Annotated in this window: 16 protein-coding genes; 12 read left to right on the forward strand and 4 right to left on the reverse strand. The window is 64.3% G+C overall.

Translation table 11 applies throughout. The features are described 5' to 3' along the window. Nucleotides 1-162: 162 nt before the first annotated feature. Both RSO01_RS21565 and RSO01_RS21570 read right to left on the reverse strand, forming a co-directional pair. A complete protein-coding gene (locus RSO01_RS21565; RefSeq protein WP_170303250.1) occupies nucleotides 163-1143 on the reverse strand; it encodes a Bug family tripartite tricarboxylate transporter substrate binding protein in 981 nt (326 codons plus the stop codon). Between the two features lie 11 nt (nucleotides 1144-1154). Beyond that, nucleotides 1155-2363, reverse strand: a complete 1209-nt coding sequence (locus RSO01_RS21570) for a Rieske 2Fe-2S domain-containing protein (protein ID WP_147151525.1) — start codon at nucleotides 2361-2363, stop codon at nucleotides 1155-1157. A 189-nt stretch (nucleotides 2364-2552) separates the two neighbouring features. Between RSO01_RS21570 and RSO01_RS21575 the strand changes: the two genes are divergently transcribed. The 11 genes from RSO01_RS21575 to RSO01_RS21625 all read left to right on the forward strand — a co-directional run bounded on the left by RSO01_RS21575 (nucleotide 2553) and on the right by RSO01_RS21625 (nucleotide 12580). After that, nucleotides 2553-3101: a MarR family winged helix-turn-helix transcriptional regulator gene (locus RSO01_RS21575; RefSeq protein ID WP_147151526.1), complete on the forward strand. Its 549-nt coding sequence runs from the start codon at nucleotides 2553-2555 to the stop codon at nucleotides 3099-3101. Nucleotides 3102-3221: 120 nt separating this feature from the next. Next, nucleotides 3222-4304: an ABC transporter substrate-binding protein gene (locus RSO01_RS21580; protein ID WP_147151527.1), complete on the forward strand. Its 1083-nt coding sequence runs from the start codon at nucleotides 3222-3224 to the stop codon at nucleotides 4302-4304. Then, on the forward strand, nucleotides 4304-5122 hold the full coding sequence (locus RSO01_RS21585) for an ABC transporter ATP-binding protein (protein WP_147151528.1): 819 nt from the start codon (nucleotides 4304-4306) through the stop codon (nucleotides 5120-5122). The genes RSO01_RS21580 and RSO01_RS21585 overlap by 1 nt, the downstream gene beginning before the upstream one ends. Next, nucleotides 5122-5949, forward strand: a complete 828-nt coding sequence (locus RSO01_RS21590; protein WP_147151529.1) for an ABC transporter permease — start codon at nucleotides 5122-5124, stop codon at nucleotides 5947-5949. The genes RSO01_RS21585 and RSO01_RS21590 overlap by 1 nt, the downstream gene beginning before the upstream one ends. A 29-nt stretch (nucleotides 5950-5978) precedes the next feature. Next, entirely contained in the window at nucleotides 5979-6962 is a 984-nt protein-coding gene (locus tag RSO01_RS21595; RefSeq protein WP_147151530.1) for an isopenicillin N synthase family dioxygenase, read from the forward strand. Nucleotides 6963-6977: 15 nt separating this feature from the next. Next, nucleotides 6978-8039, forward strand: a complete 1062-nt coding sequence (locus RSO01_RS21600; protein ID WP_147151531.1) for a LacI family DNA-binding transcriptional regulator — start codon at nucleotides 6978-6980, stop codon at nucleotides 8037-8039. 24 nt (nucleotides 8040-8063) lie between these two features. Beyond that, on the forward strand, nucleotides 8064-9089 hold the full coding sequence (locus tag RSO01_RS21605; RefSeq protein WP_147151532.1) for an adenosine deaminase: 1026 nt from the start codon (nucleotides 8064-8066) through the stop codon (nucleotides 9087-9089). Between the two features lie 177 nt (nucleotides 9090-9266). After that, a complete protein-coding gene (locus tag RSO01_RS21610) occupies nucleotides 9267-9803 on the forward strand; it encodes a TetR/AcrR family transcriptional regulator (RefSeq protein ID WP_246158657.1) in 537 nt (178 codons plus the stop codon). Between the two features lie 112 nt (nucleotides 9804-9915). Then, nucleotides 9916-10842: an alpha/beta fold hydrolase gene (locus RSO01_RS21615; RefSeq protein WP_147151533.1), complete on the forward strand. Its 927-nt coding sequence runs from the start codon at nucleotides 9916-9918 to the stop codon at nucleotides 10840-10842. Then, on the forward strand, nucleotides 10842-11732 hold the full coding sequence (locus RSO01_RS21620) for an alpha/beta fold hydrolase (protein ID WP_147151534.1): 891 nt from the start codon (nucleotides 10842-10844) through the stop codon (nucleotides 11730-11732). Before RSO01_RS21615 ends, RSO01_RS21620 begins: the two co-directional genes overlap by 1 nt. Further along, nucleotides 11729-12580, forward strand: a complete 852-nt coding sequence (locus tag RSO01_RS21625) for an alpha/beta fold hydrolase (protein WP_147151535.1) — start codon at nucleotides 11729-11731, stop codon at nucleotides 12578-12580. The genes RSO01_RS21620 and RSO01_RS21625 overlap by 4 nt, the downstream gene beginning before the upstream one ends. Nucleotides 12581-12596: 16 nt before the next feature. On the opposite strand, the gene RSO01_RS21630 is transcribed toward RSO01_RS21625, so the two are convergent. Beyond that, nucleotides 12597-13946 carry an MmgE/PrpD family protein gene (locus RSO01_RS21630; RefSeq protein WP_147151536.1) on the reverse strand — a complete coding sequence of 450 codons (1350 nt, stop codon included), beginning with the start codon at nucleotides 13944-13946 and terminating at the stop codon, nucleotides 12597-12599. 27 nt (nucleotides 13947-13973) lie between these two features. Further along, the gene (locus RSO01_RS21635; protein WP_147151537.1) at nucleotides 13974-14939 is read right to left on the reverse strand and encodes a Bug family tripartite tricarboxylate transporter substrate binding protein; all 966 of its coding nucleotides are present in this window, start codon (nucleotides 14937-14939) and stop codon (nucleotides 13974-13976) included. A gap of 147 nt (nucleotides 14940-15086) precedes the next feature. Here RSO01_RS21635 and RSO01_RS21640 point away from each other — a divergent pair, with 147 nt between their 5' ends. After that, a complete protein-coding gene (locus RSO01_RS21640) occupies nucleotides 15087-15518 on the forward strand; it encodes a MarR family winged helix-turn-helix transcriptional regulator (RefSeq protein ID WP_147151538.1) in 432 nt (143 codons plus the stop codon). Nucleotides 15519-15549: the final 31 nt, after the last annotated feature.

Below are 15549 nucleotides of genomic sequence, written 5' to 3' on the forward strand. Positions count from 1 at the left end.
GAGCGTTGCCGACACTATGTGGGTGGCGCCAATGACTGTCAATAACTAAAGTGCTTTTCAAACACCTAAGTTTTGATCGAATATTACATTATTGCGCGCCATATGGGCGCAGTATCCAATGCTGGCATTGCCAGCAACTCACTGCGACCGCGGCAGACTGGTCTATTCGACGGTGATACCCGCCGTGCCGATCACCTTCTGCCACTTGGCGTGGTCGCGTTTGATGAATGCGGCGAATTCCGCCGGCGTATCGGTGACGATCACGGCGCCGATGTCCAACATGCTCTTCACGAAGGCGGGATCGCTCGAGACTTTGCGAATGTCGTCTGCGATTCGCGCGACGATGACGTCGGGTGTGCCGGCCGGCGCCACTATGCCTTCCCATGAGGTCACCTCGAACTCGGGCAACCCCTTCGACAAGGCCGGCAGCTCGGGCGCGGCAGGCGTGGGCTCGGCGCTCACCACCCCCAAGGCGCGGAGCTTGCCTGCCTGAACGGCGCTCCAGATCGAGGGCATGGTGTCGAAGCTCATATCGACATGACCGCCCAGCAGCGCCGCCACTGCCGGCGCGCTGCCCGTGAAGGGCACGTGCAGGATGTCGGTGCCGGTGGCGATCCTGAACAGTTCGCCGGCGAGATGAAGCGGACTGCCATAGCCCGAACTCGCAAACGTATACTTGCCCAGGTTGGCCTTCAGGAGCGTCACCAGCTCGGCGAAATTTGCCGCCGGCAGGTCGGCCCGAACGACTAGAACGTTCGGGAAGGTGGCGACCAGCGATACCGGCGCGATGCTCTCGACCGGGTCGAACGGAAGCTTGGGCTTCAGCACCTTGAGGATCGACGTGTTGGTGCCGACGCCCGCCATCAGCGTGTAGCCATCCTTCGGCGCACGGGCGAGCTCGGCGGCGGCGATCGCGCCACTGGCGCCCGGCTTGTTGTCGACCACGACCGGCTGCTTCCATTGCTCGCTGAGCCGCGCCGCCAGGGCACGCGCCACGACGTCGACGGCGCCGCCGGCAGGGAACGGCACCAGCAGCCGAACGATCTTGTCGGGATACGACGCTGCGCCGTCGTTGGCCGAGGCCGGCTGCAGCACGGAAAGCAGGAGACCGAACACGGCGACCAGCCCGGACAGCTTTCTCATGGCCTTCGTCCTCATGCCGCCGTCGCGACAGCGCGATGGTTCGGCAGCAATGTCCGCCAGTGCGCACCTTGCGGCGCCGGCGCATCGATCGACGAGATCAGGCTTGTGTCGACATGCGCCCCGACCGGCGGCTCGCCGCGCTCGATGCGCGCCGCCGAGTCGAGCAACCGGCGGCGCAGCCGGGCGACAGCCAGGTCGGAGGCGATCAGATGCTCCTTCGTGCGATCCTGGATCGGCCCCATCGACGTGGCGATCACCGTGTCCTCGAAGGCGATGCCGTTCAGGCCGGACCAGTTGCGGTCCATGATGTCGCGACGCTGGCGATTGTAGTTGGCGCGCGTCAGCAGCAGTCGTTGCTGCTCCTGCGAGTAGACTTCGGGATCATCGAAGCCGGTTTCCCGCAGCCGGCTCTCCCGGCTGATCGGCGCGCCGCCGTAGCGCACCGTGTAAGTCGCCGTATGCTCGTCGTCGATCGGGATCTCGAAGGCGATGGTGTGGTTGCTGGCGCCCTGCAATGCGCCGCCCGGAATGATGCGGCCGCTTGGCATGATGAATGGGACGATGCGCACGTTGGACGGCTGGCCGGGACCGCCCTGGCGAAAGGCGGCGTAGTGATACCCGAACTCGGTATCCTCGACCTCGAGCACCGGACCGGTATCCTCGAAGGCGCCGACCTTCACCTCTGACGGGCCGTTCCAGCCCGGCCGCGCGGCATTCGAATGCAGGATGCCGACATGCGAGCTGTCGAGGCCACCCTCCAGCGACTGCACCCAGTTGTAGTTGCCATCGACGCGCAGCAGCACACGCTGGTTCTCGGGCAGGTTCATGAAGGCGAAATGCGGCGCCGGCGGCTGATGTTCCTTCGGGCCAAGATAGGTCCAGACGATGCCGCCCGCCTCGACGACCGGAAAGGACGGCGCCCGCACATTGGGCGGCCGCCTGTTCGCCGGAATGTTCATGACCTCGAGCAGCGCGCCGTCATTGCCGAACTTCCAGCCGTGATAGATGCAGCGGATGCCGCAGTCCTCGACGCGGCCCAGGCTGAGCGATGCGCCGCGATGCGGGCAGAGCTCGTCGAGGACGCCGACCCGGCCCTCGCCATTGCGGAAGACGACGAAGTTCTCGCCCAGCAGCCGCTCGAAACGCGGCGCCCCGCCCGGCACCGGCACGCGGTCGGAAGTGCAGATCGGCAGCCAGAAACGCCGGAACACCGCCCCCATGGGGGTTCCAGGCCCACATCCGGCAGAGGCGGTCGTTGTCCGCTCGGCTCATCATGGCACTTGCTCCCTCAGCAAATACGTCTTACCGGGAAGACGAATGGCCTATTCGTCTTCCCGGTAAGGCGTATTGTCAATCCTTTTGTGTCGCGTATAGTCCGACCACGTCCGAGAGCCCGAGCGTCAGCGTCCATGGCAAGAACAGGCAAGACCATCACCAGCAGCCCCGCGCAGGACATCGCTGCCAGCTGGGCACGCGAACGGCCGGACCTCGACCCGCTCGACTACCTTCTGCCGATCTACCTGATCCGCATCGGCCGCATCGTCGATCGCGTGGGCGACCGGAAATGGCAGCGGCTGTTCGGCTTGAGCGCCTCGGAGATCCGCATGCTGTTCGCCCTACGCCGGTCCGGCGGCGACTATGCGCTGCGACCGACCGATCTCTTCCGGGCGCTGCTGATAACGTCGGGAGCGATCACCAAGAAAGTCGACCACCTGGCGGCTGCCGGCCTCGTCAAGCGTCGGCCCGACCCCGCGGACAAGGGCGGCTTCCTCATACACCTCACGGCGAAGGGAAAGCAGGTCGCCGATCGGGCACTCGAGAGTCTGGCGGACGATTCGATCCTGGCGAAAAGCCAGACCTCGCTGACCCGTCAGGAGCGCAAGCTGATGACCAAACTCTGCGCGCGGCTTCTGCTCGACTTCGAGGCGAACCCCGAAATGGACGGATCGTTCGAGTAGCCAACAAGCGGTTCTGGGCGCCGACTTGGCATAAGGCTTGCTGAAAGCGTTTTCAGACCTATAGTACGCCGTCTGAAAGCGTTTTCAGGCCGTGCTAATGCGGTGAACCTGGGGATCGCAATGCAACGTCGGCTGATCGCAATTGCTTTTGCTGCAACCTTGCTCGGTTTCTCTGCGGCGCAAGCCCAGCCGCTGAAGAAAGTCACGATCAGCGTTGGCACTTCGGTGCTCACGGTGGCCTATCCCATGGCCACCCTCCCGCTGAGCCTCGGCTACTGGAAGGACGAGGGTTATGACGTCGACGTCCAGCCCGTCGGTGCCTCGCTCCAGGCCGTCCAGCAAATGGTCAGCGGCAACTCAGATTTTGCGCAAATCGGCGCCGCAGCGGTCATTCAGTCGAACGTCATGAACAAACTGCCCGTCCGCATCGTGCTGGCAAACGGTGTCACGGACTGGTCCATCTCGGTTCTGTCGACATCGCCGATCAAGGGGCCTGAGGATCTGCGGGGCAAGACGATCGGCGTCTTCACGATCGCCACGAATGGCGTTCCCCTGCTCAAGAGCTACCTTCGCACCAAGGGGATGGATGTCGACCGCGATCGCATCAGCTTTCTGCCGCTGGGGATGGGAGCACCGCCGGTGGAAGCCCTGCGCACCGGCAAGGTCGATGCGCTCATCTATTGGGCAGGCGCCACCGCGGGCTTTCGCAATGCCGGCCTTGATCTGAGGGAGATCATTCCACCCGACTGGCGTTCGTACCCCGACTACTCGCTGACCACGATGCAGAAAACGATCGACAAGGCCTCCGACATGGTCGTGGCGATCGCGCGAGGCTCAGTGAAGGCGACCATCTACGCGATCGAGAATCCCGAGTGTGCCGTCCGGCTGCATTGGAAACGGTATCCCGATGCCAAGCCCAAGGGTGTCGACGAAGCGACCGCGCTGCGCTGGGACTTGAACGCCATCAGCCAGCAGCTGCTGACGTTGCAGGACGGATTCAAGCTCAACGGCGGCAAGCAGTGGGGCTATGCCCAAGCCGACAACTTCGCGCGCCTGCAGAGCTTCCTTCAGGAGGCCGATCTCATCAAGGGTGGCATGCCGGCCAACACCTTTCTCACGAACCTTCCAGGCTTCTACGACCGTGTGAATGACTTCGACGCTGCCAAGGTCCGCGAAGCCGCCCGCAAGTGTGAGACGAACTGATGCACGCGATCCAGCGTTCCGCTGTTGTGGCGCCGGTCGCGCGAGAAAAGAAGGCGCTCGTTACCATCTCAAGCCTCGAGAAGCGTTATCGCTCGCGCGATCGCGCCGACGTCCATGCGCTCTGCGACATCAACCTCGCGATCGAAGATGGGTCCTTCGTCACGATCGTGGGACCCAGCGGATGCGGCAAGAGCACACTCTTGCGCATCCTGGCCGGCATCCTCGCGCGTTCCTCCGGCAGCGTTCGCATGGGCCAGACCGAGATAGACGGCCCCAGTCGCCAGGTCGGGGTCGTCTTCCAGTCGCCCGTGCTCCTGCCGTGGCGAACCGTCGTCGACAACGTGATGGTGCCCTCAGAAGTTCAGCGCCTCGACCTCGGTGCCGCCCGCAAGCGCGCCCGCGAGCTGCTGGCGCTGGTTGGCCTGGCGGACTTCGAAGATCGCTATCCCGGCGAACTTTCCGGAGGCATGCAGCAGCGCGTCGGCATCTGCCGGGCCCTGGTTCACCAACCCTCGGTGCTCCTCATGGATGAGCCATTCGGCGCGCTCGATGCCATGACGCGCGAGACGATGAACGTCGAGTTGCTGCGCATTTGGCGCGAGCAGAACATCACGATCATCCTGGTGACCCACAGTATCCCCGAGGCCATCTTTCTGGCCGACCGTGTGGTGGTGATGACACCGCGGCCAGGCCGCGTTGCCGAGGTGGTCGACGTGCATCTGCCACGCCCGCGCACTCTCGCGATGTTCAATACGCCGGACTTCGGCCGATATGTGACGACGATCCGCAGACATTTTGGCAGCGTGGGGACCGAGTGATGAGCGTCCTTTCTTCTGTATCCGTAAGACGACCCAGTCGGCTGGATCGCGCCAAGGCCCAGGTCGGGTGGCTTTCCGCTCTCCTGCTCCTCGTCATCCTGGTCGTTTGGGAAGCGGCCGTCCGGATGCTTGATATTCCCGCCATCGTTCTGCCCACGCCAATTGCCGTCTTTGAGGCATTGGGCGAAGGATTGGGAACGGGAAGCTACCTGCCTCACATCGCCGTCACGTTCACGGAAATCATCTGCGGTTTCCTCGCGGGCGCGGGCCTCGGCATCGCGCTCGGGATCCTCATTGGCCAATCGCTGTTCCTGGAGCGCCTGCTCTATCCGTACGTTGTCGCCTTCCAGACGGTGCCAAAAGTCGCTATCGCGCCGATCATCGTCATCTGGTTCGGCTACGGCCTGTCTTCGAAGGTCATCATCACGGCGGCAATCGCATTCTTCCCCCTGCTCGCCAACACGATCGTCGGTTTGCGCTCGGCGCCGACGGAGCAGATAGACATGCTGCGCGCGCACACTGCGACTGAGTGGCAGATCTTTCGGATGTCGCGACTGCCCCAGGCTCTTCCCTTCATTTTCGTCGGTCTTGACGTGGCGATCGTGCTGTCGGTGATCGGCGCCATCGTCGGCGAGTTCGTTGGCGCGAAGGAAGGACTCGGCTTCCTGATCCTTCAGAAGAACTTCAACTTCGACATGGCAGGAGTTTTTGCGATTCTGCTGGTTCTTTCGCTGATTGGCGTCGGGCTGCACCTGCTGATGACGACCATCCAGCGCCGGGTGCTGTTCTGGGCGAACAGCAACCAGATACACGTAACCGGTCTCTAGTCAGAGCTCGTCTTCAGGGAGGACATTCCATGACCCAACACGTCCGCGTCGCCAGCCACGATGAAGTGCCGATCCTCGACCTGTCACCCTTGCGCACGGACGGCCAGATCGATCCGCTTGCCGCGGAGCTCGATCGTGCCTGCAGGGAGACAGGCTTCTTCTACATCGCCAATCACGGCGTCAGCGAGACCGCCCTGAACGCGGTCTTTGGCGCCACGCGACGTTACTTCGCCATGCCGGAGGAGATCAGGCGTGGCCACGCCATGCATCCGTTCTACCGCCGCGGCTTCATGGCTCAAGGCGTCACGCGTCAGCCCGGGTACGCCGCCGATCTGAAGGAGAGCTATGAGGTCGGCGTCGATCTTCCTGCCGACGATCCGGCAGTCCTTTCCGGCCTGCCGCTGCACGCGCCGAACCAGTGGCCGGCCGAGATGCCGTGGCTTCGCGAAGCAGCCGAGACCTACTTCGAGCAAGTGAAGTCCCTGGGCCTCGATCTGCTGCGCTTGATCGCCCGGGCGCTCGGGCTGCCGGATGGGTTCTTCATCCAGTACACCCGCAAGCCCATGCTGCAGATGCGTCTGTTCCACTATCCACCCCAGACGCCCGACACCTCACTGAACGCCCACGGTGCCGCTCCCCACACCGATTTCGGCATGATCACGATACTGGCGCAAGATCCGATCGGCGGTCTCGAACTGCGCAAGCGGGATGGCGAATGGATCGCGGCGCCATACATCGACGGAACGTTCGTGGTGAATATCGGCGACCTCTTCCAGCGATGGACCAATGACGTCTACGTCTCGAACTTTCATCGTGTGACGAATCGCACTGGGCGGGAACGCTACTCCATCCCGATGTTCTTCAACCTCGACTACGACGCCCCGGTCGTCTGCCTGCCGACGTGCTGCAGTGCCGAGTCGCCCCCAAAGCACGAGCCGATCAAATTCGGCGACTACATCGTCAGCCGGTTCAAGGCGGTGCAGAAGTTCGATCCCAACAGCCGAGTCGCCTGAGCCGGGTCTTCCAGAATGACCAAACCACGCACTCGAGCGCCCGAGCCTGACGCCGGCAGCCGGCCGGGCATCAACGACATCTCGCTTGTCGACGTCGCCAGGATGGCCGGCGTGTCGCCGGCGACGGTGTCGCGCGTCCTCAATCATCCGAAGCTGGTCCGCGAAAGCAAACGGCAGGCCGTGGAAGATGTGCTCGCCCGAGTTTCCTACATACGGAACAACGCCGCGCGCGCTCTGATCAGCCGCAAATCCCTGACGGTCGGGCTCATCGTTCCAACTCTTGCCAACCCGTTGTTCGCCTCGGGCATCGAGGCGATCGAGCAGACCCTGCAGGCAGCCGGCTACGGGCTCCTTGTGGCTTGTTCCTACCGCGATCTAGACCGTGAGTTCGAACAGACCAAGGTGATGCTGGAGCGTGGTGTGGATGGGATGATCCTGACCGGCCCCGTTCACAAGGAGGAACTGTTCCAGCTCACCCACTCGCGTGGAGTCGCCGTCAGCCTCCAGGACTGCAATGCCGATATCCTCGATCGCAGTGCCGTCGCCATGCGCGATGCCGATGCGATGGCGCTGGCAATCGACACTCTTGTGCAGCGCGGTCATCGCGACATCGCGATCCTGACCGGACCCACCGGCAACACGCCCCCTGTCGCGGACCGCCTGCGCGGGGCGCGGGAGCGGATGACGCACCATTTCGGGCAATGCGCCGACGACGACGTGGAAGAGACCGCCGACTACGACGCCGAAAGTGCCCGACTCGCGGTAAAGCGCCTGTTCGGTCGGAAACCCAGCTACACGGCGATCGCCTGCACGGGCGACATTCTGGCGCTCGGCGCCGTCATGGAGCTCCGCCGCCGAAATCTGTCGGTGCCCGACGACGTTTCCATCATCGGCTGCGGCGACCAGGTCATGACCCAGTACGTCGACCCGCCATTGACCACGGTCCATCTCCCCTTTCGTCAAATGGGCGAGAGAGCCGCCAGGCGCCTGCTCGATCAGCTGGCCGGCGCCCCGCCCTCCGGCCTCGAATACATGGACTTCCATCTGATCGAGCGCGTCTCCGTTCGGACGCTTTGATCGATGCCTCGAAAGGACAGTGACATGGATCGTATGGAAGACTTCATCCGCGGCATTCCCAAGACGGAGCTGCACATGCATCTCGAGGGCAGCCTCGAGCCCGAATTGCTGATGCGCCTTGGTGAACGCAACAAGTGCCAGCTTCGCTGGAAGACCGCGGAAGAGCTCAGGAATGCCTATGAATTTTCGGACCTGCAGTCGTTCCTCGATCTCTACTACGAGGGCTGCCAGGTCCTGGTCGAAGAAGCCGACTTCTACGAGCTCGCGCGCGCCTATCTCCGCAAGGCGCACGCCGAGAATGTCGTTCGTGCCGAAGTGTTTCTCGGCCCCCAGAGCTTCACGAGCAAGGGCGTGGATATCGCGTCAGTGCTCAACGGCACGCTCAAGGCAATCGACGATGCCGAGCAGGAAGATGGCATCAGTTGCGGGCTGATCGTTACGGCACAGCGTCATCGTACGGAGCAGGACGCGCTCGATCTTCTCGAACAGGTGCGTCCGTGGTTCAGCCGGATCCTGGGAATCGGAATGGGCGGCGCCGAGAAAGGCAATCCCCCGTCCAAGTTCCGGCACTTCTTCCGGGCCTGCCGGCGCGAGGGAATTCGGATCACGGCTCACGCGGGCGAAGAAGGTCCCGCTTCCTATGTTCGCGAAGCCGTCGAGCTGCTGGGTGTCGATCGCGTCGATCATGGCGTCTCATGCCTTGACGACCCGGCACTCGTGCGCGAGATGGCCGACATCAAGATCCCTTTGACGGTCTGTCCGATTTCCAATCTGCGCCTGAAGGGCGTCCCGTCGCTGGAGGCTCATCCGCTCAAGAAGCTCATGGATGCGGGCCTTCACGTCACGGTCAACTCTGACGACCCGTCCTACTTTCGCGGCTATGTCAGCGAAAACCTCGTCGAATGTCAGCGTGCGCTCGGCCTGACCGTCGAGGAGATCGTCTCGCTGGTGCGCAATGGCTTCACCGCCGCTTTCATCTCCCCGGCCGAGCGCGCGGCAGCGTTGGCAAGGGTCGACAAGTACGTGAGCGAGTTCAACTGGAGCCACTAGCCGGCCTCGGTGGCTTGGCACGATTTCATGGAGTGCCCGGCGTGGCCGGCCTCCGGAAGCGGGCTTGCTTTTAACGACCGATTGGTCCATATATCTAAAATGGCACGACAGAGCCTACTGCGGATGCCGCGCGGCCGCCCCCGTGAGTTCGACACGGACGCAGCCATAGAGCGTGCCATGGGTGTCTTCTGGTCGTCCGGCTACAACGGCACATCGCTGCCCGATCTGCTCGAGGCGACGAAACTCTCGCGCGGAAGCCTCTATGCAGCCTTTGGCGATAAGCATGGCCTCTTTTTGCGCGCCTTGGACCGTTATATCGACGATTCGTTGACGCGCCTCGATACCGAGCTCGATCCGCGAAAGAATGCCTTGGCGGGCATACGGGTCTGTCTTGCCGGGTATGTCGAGCGGGCGAGTGGGGTTGGCGCCAGGCGCGGATGCCTTGTGGTGGCAACTGCCATGGAACTGGCCGGCCATGACACCGAGGTCGAACAGCGTATCCGGCGCTTCTTCAAGGCGATGGAGACCCGGTTGACCTCGGCACTGACGCGCGCACGGGCCGAGGGCGAATTGGTCGATGGCGTCGAACCCGCGACCGTCGCCCGTTTGCTTGTCTGTCTGGTCGAAGGCATGCGCGTCGTCAGCAAGACAAGCTCGGACCGGAGCGCATCCCAAGCCGTCGTTCAGACCCTTATCGACCGCTTCGCCAAATAGACCATTTCATGTCCACATCGCCGCGTCGCACGTCGATATATAGACCGCCCGGTCGTAAAAGGAAATCAACGGCGGCCGCGTCACCTCGTTCGATCGATCAGGAAGTTCCGTAATGCGCCAAATCTCCCCGACCACCAGCCTATTCGAAGGTTTCTCGGTGCTGGACTGCACGACCTCACGCGTGCGCTTCGCCGGCGTGACAGGAGGAGATGGGCCGCCCGTGCTCTTGCTGCATGGCTATCCGCAAACTCATGCCACCTGGCACGCGGTCGCCCCAGCCTTGGCGGCGCGCTACTCCGTCGTCATTCCCGATCTGCCCGGCTATGGCAGAAGCCGCGTGCGTGATGCCGGGCCCTGGGACAAGCGGGCTGTCGCCGCCGAGCTTGTGGCCATGATGCAGGCCCTGGGACATGAACGCTTTGCCGTTGTCGGGCACGACCGTGGTGCCCGCGCCGGTTATCGGCTCGCTCTGGATCATCCGGACCGGGTGAGCGCCTATTGCTCTCTTGCCGTGGTGCCAACGCTCGACGTATGGCCCGCGGTGGACCGCGAATTCGCAAAATCGGCCTTCCACTGGTTTCTGTTCCTCCAGCCCAGTGATCTTCCCGAACGTCTGTTGGCAGCCGATCCCGATGCTTTCCTCGACACCACGCTGAACCACATGGCCGGCGGGATCGAGAAGCTCCATCCTGCCGCCGTGGCCGACTATCGCGACGCGTTCCGCAAGGACTCGGTGCGCGATGCGATTATCAAAGACTACCGAGCCGCCTATGGTCCAGACGCCGATCATGATGCGGCTGATCGCGCCAGCGGACGAAAGATCGGCTGCCCGCTTCTGGTACTTTGGCCCAAACAGCGGCTGGTTGCCGCTGGGATGGAATCCGGCACGCTGACCGCCACCGATGTGTGGCGTCGCTGGGCCGATGACGTGCGCGGCTTCGACATTTCCTGCGGCCATCTGGTGCCTGAACAAGCCCCTGGAGCCGTCATTGACGTGCTTGTCCCGTTTCTCGACGCGACGTCGAGAGGGGGAACCTGATGGCCCAACAGCCCGAATACGAATCGCTGCGGGCCGCTGATATTCGGTTTGCCTACCACCGTGCAGGCCATGGCGGATTCCCCATCGTCTTGCTCCATGGTTGGCCACAAACATCGCATGCGTGGCGTCGAGTGACGCCGCTTCTGAGCTCCCAATGCGATGTCGTGATTCCTGATTTGCCAGGCTTTGGCTACACGTCGAAACCAGACGGTGGCTTCGACAAGAAAACAATCTCTCGTCGCCTCCGGGATTTTGTCCGGGCGCTCGGCTTGTCGCGCATCGTCTTGGCCGGTCACGACCTCGGTGGGCACGTCGCCTATGCCTACGCAGCACAATGGCCAGAAGAGGTCAGCCACCTGATCTTCATCGAGAGCAGCCTTCCGGGCTTCGGCCAGGAAGAGTCAATGGATGTGTCGAAAGGGGGAAGCTGGCACTTCGGCTTCAATATGGCCGGCGACATCTCCGAAGAGCTGGTCCGCGGACGGGAGAAGCTGTTCGTCGACCATTTCATGCGGCGCGAGAAGGTCGGGCTCTTCGATCCGAATTCAGTGAGCGACGCCGACATTGAGCACTACGCCCGCGCGCTTCAGCGACCCGGCGCGTTGAGGTCCTCCTTCAGCTATTACCGCACGCTGCCCATCGACCGCAGCGATAATTCGGTCTGGGGACAGACACCCCTAACAATGCCCGTCCTGGCGATTGGGACTGAGTGGGGATACGGACCCGCTTCCGAACGCACGATTCGTCGGGTCGCGAAAGATGTCCAGGCGACGATCATCGAGCGCTGCGGACATTACCCGGCGGAGGAACGCCCGAGCGAGTTGGCTCGCGCGATCACTGACTTTCTGGCGATGACACCATCAGGCATTCACCGAAAGGACCGACAATGAGCTCCAAGCTGGACGACTTCCGTCACCAGATGCTGCGCGCCGGCGACGTCAAGATCCATGCTGTCGTCGGTGGCGACGGGCCGCCACTCGTTCTGCTGCATGGCTTTCCGCAAACCTGGTGGGAATGGCACAAGATCATGCCGGCGCTCGCCGAACGGCATACCGTGGTCGCCCTCGATTTGCGCGGAGCGGGTCATTCCGACTGCCCTCAGGGCGGCTACGACAAAGCAAGCCTTGCCGAAGACGTGCACGGCGCGATGGCAGCGCTGGGTTTCGAGCGTTACGCCGTGTGCGGCCACGATATCGGAGCGATGGTCGCCCTGGCCTTGGCCTTCACGCACCGCGAGGCCGTGACGCGCGTTGCGATCCTGGATGCGCCGATGCCGGGCTGGAGCCAGTGGGAGGCCAATTTCATCGACCCGATGGTCTGGCATTTCGCGTTCCACATGAAGCGCGATCTGCCGGAGCGCCTCATCCAAGGTCGCGAGTATGACTACGTCTCGGCTTTCTTCTTCGATCGCACGTTCAACCATGGCGCGTTCCCGATCGAAGAAGTGGAAGTCTATGCGCGCGCCTTCGCTCAACCCGGGAACACCCGCGGCGGACTCGAGTGGTATCGCGCCTTCCCGGTGGACCACACAAACGCTCTCGGCTGGAAGCGCGATCCCTTGACGATACCCGTCCTCGCGTTGGGAGGAGAACACAGATGGGGCGCGAGGATCGTCGCCATGCTGGAAGAATTCGCCACCAACGTCTCAGGTGGCAGCATTCCGGATTGCGGCCATTGGCTGGCAGAGGAGCGGCCGGCGGAGACGACTGAGGCCCTCCTCAAGTTTTTCGCGCCATAGTGCTATGGGGAGCAGGTCATGCCGCATGCTGCCGCAACGGCTCGATCAGCTCCGCCATCGTCTGCCACTCTTCGCAGCGATCAACCGCCGCTTCGATCGCATCCATCCCCGCCGGCGTCAGATGCCCCGCCGCCAGTTCGCGAAACTTCGCGCGAACCTGCGGCTCGGGATCCGGCTTCAGCGTGTCGCGCACGGAATTCTCCCGCGCTGCCGTGGCGCTGCGCCCGTCCTTCAGCGTCAGCGTGACACGGGCGGGCCGGAGCGTCGGCGTGCTGCGCGCCGTCATGGCCGGATCCGCCGCGATCCGCACCAGCGGTCGCAGCGTGGCGATGACCGGATCCTCGAGCGCGCTGTCGTCGATATCGGCAAAGCTGAGGCCGCCGCGCGTGATCAGGACCGCCGCCGCATGCGGCAGCGAATATTTCGACGCGAAGTAGTTGGTTGGCGCCGGATTGCGCATGACCGAGGCGAAGTCGAAGGTCTGCACGTCGACCAGCGCGACCTCCTCCGGCTTGGGCTTCAGCACGGCCAGCGTCTCGGCCAGGCTGTCCAGCGCGGCATGGATCGGATTGCAGCAGGCGTAGAAGCGGAAATAGTTCTCCAAAATCTCCCACCGCCGCCCCATGTCGTCGGGCAGCTTCGCGGAGTCGAAGCCCGCGCCCACCATGACGCCGAGCGCCTCCTCGATCGCACCCTCCTGCGCCGCGAAGCCGCTCGCCGCCATCTCCGGCGCCAGCGTTCCCGCCACGGCGCCCAGCCCCGCCGGCAGGTTGAGCGTGGTGCCGCCGGCGACGGTGTTGTTGTAGCTCGGCGTCATCAGCATGGTGGTGGCGACGCGCATCGCCAGGCTGACGCCCGCCCCGTCCAGCCCGTGGAGCCGTGCGCCGGCCGCCGCCGCGCCAAGCAGCGAGAGCTGTCCATTGGGATGCGAGAAAGCGCGCGGCGTGTAACCGCGGTTCAACCGCCCCGCCACTTCGTAGCCCAGGACGAAGGCGCCCAGCATGGCGCGCCCGCCCAGGCCGCGCTGCTCGGCGATCGCCAGCACGCCCGGCAGGATGTGCGGCGACGGCTGAAGGCCGCGCGAGCCCTCGCACAGTTCCACCGCCCGCGCGGCGATGCCGTTCAGCAGCGCGGCGGTGCGGGTGTCGGCCTGGGGCAATCCGGCTGCGAGGACCGTCGCGCCGCCACCCGCACCCGCCAGCAGCCGCTCGCTTAAGCCCATCACCTCGGGGCGCGCGGCGCCGGCCAACGTCACGCCGATCGTGTCCAGCAGGACGAGCTTGGCGCGGCGGTGTACCGCCTCCGGCATGTCGTCCCAGCCGGTGCGCGCGACGAACCGCGCGAGCTCTTCGATCTGTTCGCCCACGGTCAGGCCTTTCAGCTTGGTTTGAGATCAGCTCGGCTTGAGATTGAGGCGCGCGACGATCGGCGTCCACCGCGCGATCTCCGAGCGCAGCAGCGTCTCGGCCGCGGCGGGTGAAGCGTCGGGCCAGGTCTCGAAGCCCGCGGCCGCGAGACGCTCGCGCACGGCGGGATCGGCCACGGCGCGCGCCGCGGCGGCACGCAACGAAGCCAGCGCCGGCTCGGGCGTGCCGGGACGGACGAAGATCATCGTCCAGGCGGCATTGTCGTAGTCCGGGACGCCCGCCTCCTGCAGCCCCGGCAGTCCGGGCAACAGGGTGGAACCGCCGGCCATCGTCACCGCGAGCGCGCGCAGCTTGCCCTGGCGGACCAGCGGCATCAGCAGGCTCGGGCTGTCGATGCTGAAGTCGAGCCGCCCCTCGCCCAGATCCTGCGCCGAAGCGGCGGCGGCGCGGTAGGGAACGATGGTGAAGTCCACGCCGGCGCGCAGGCGAAACAGCTCGGCCGCCATGTAGTTGACCGCCCCCGGCGCGGCGGTGCCGCAATTGGCCGCCGTGCCGCGCTGGCGCAGCCAGGCGACGAACTCCGGCACGGTTTGCGCCGGCACCGAGGTGTGCACGGCAAGCACGAAGGGCTGACGCGAGACGAGCGCGACGGCCACGAAATCCGCCGCCGGGTCGTAGGCGAACTGCGGATAGATCAGCTTCATCAGCGCGTGGTTGTTGGTGGGGACGTAGATCGTCTGCCCATCCGGAGGCGTCTGCTGGAAGGCGTTGGCGCCCAGCGTGCTGCCAGCGCCCGCGATGTTCTCCGCGACGATTGGACGGCCCAGCAGCGGCGTCATCGCATCCGCCATGATGCGGGCCACGATGTCGGACGCGCCGGCGGCGGCGACGGGCACGATCATGCGGATCGGCCGGTCGCCGAACAGCGACTGCGCCCCCGCCGCGAATGGTGCAGCGAGGAGCGGTGCGGCAAGCAGGCGGCGACGGTACATGGTGCGGGTCCTGGCGGTTCAGCGACAAGACAATGCAAGCAAAAAGCCCACCGATCAAAGACTGAGCCTTTGATCCGGCGAGCTCCCGTTTGTTGCGCGGCCAGCAGCCACTGGCCACCCACGGCCATGCCGCGGTATGCCGATGTCATGAGCACGCCGACCGATGACCAGCTTGCCAGCCTCGGCGCTGCGTTCGACGCTTTCGCACGCCGGTACAAGCTGCCGGATGAGCTTGGCTCGGAAACGCAGCTGAATGAGCTCGACAAGCAGACACTCATTTACGTGGCGGATCACCCGGGATGCGGGCCCACCGACATCGCGCGCTTCCTGGCCGTGCCGAACACCACGATCTCCTCGGCGACCGACCGTCTCGCCAAGCGCGGCCTTCTGGAGCGGCACCGCCCAGAGGGAGATCGCCGGGCCGTGGCGCTGCAGCTGTCAGCGGACGGCAAGGCGCGCGCCGACGCCATTGTGGCGGCATATCGCGACATTTGCCGACGGATGCTCGAACCGCTCTCCCCTGCCGAGCGCAAGAATTTTATCCGCATGATCACGAAAATCGTACATCACGAGGATTGAATAGTACGAACTTCGTTTTAACTTCTGGATG

Origin of the sequence: Reyranella soli (assembly GCF_007992495.1) — a bacterium.
GTDB classification, from domain to species: domain Bacteria; phylum Pseudomonadota; class Alphaproteobacteria; order Reyranellales; family Reyranellaceae; genus Reyranella; species Reyranella soli.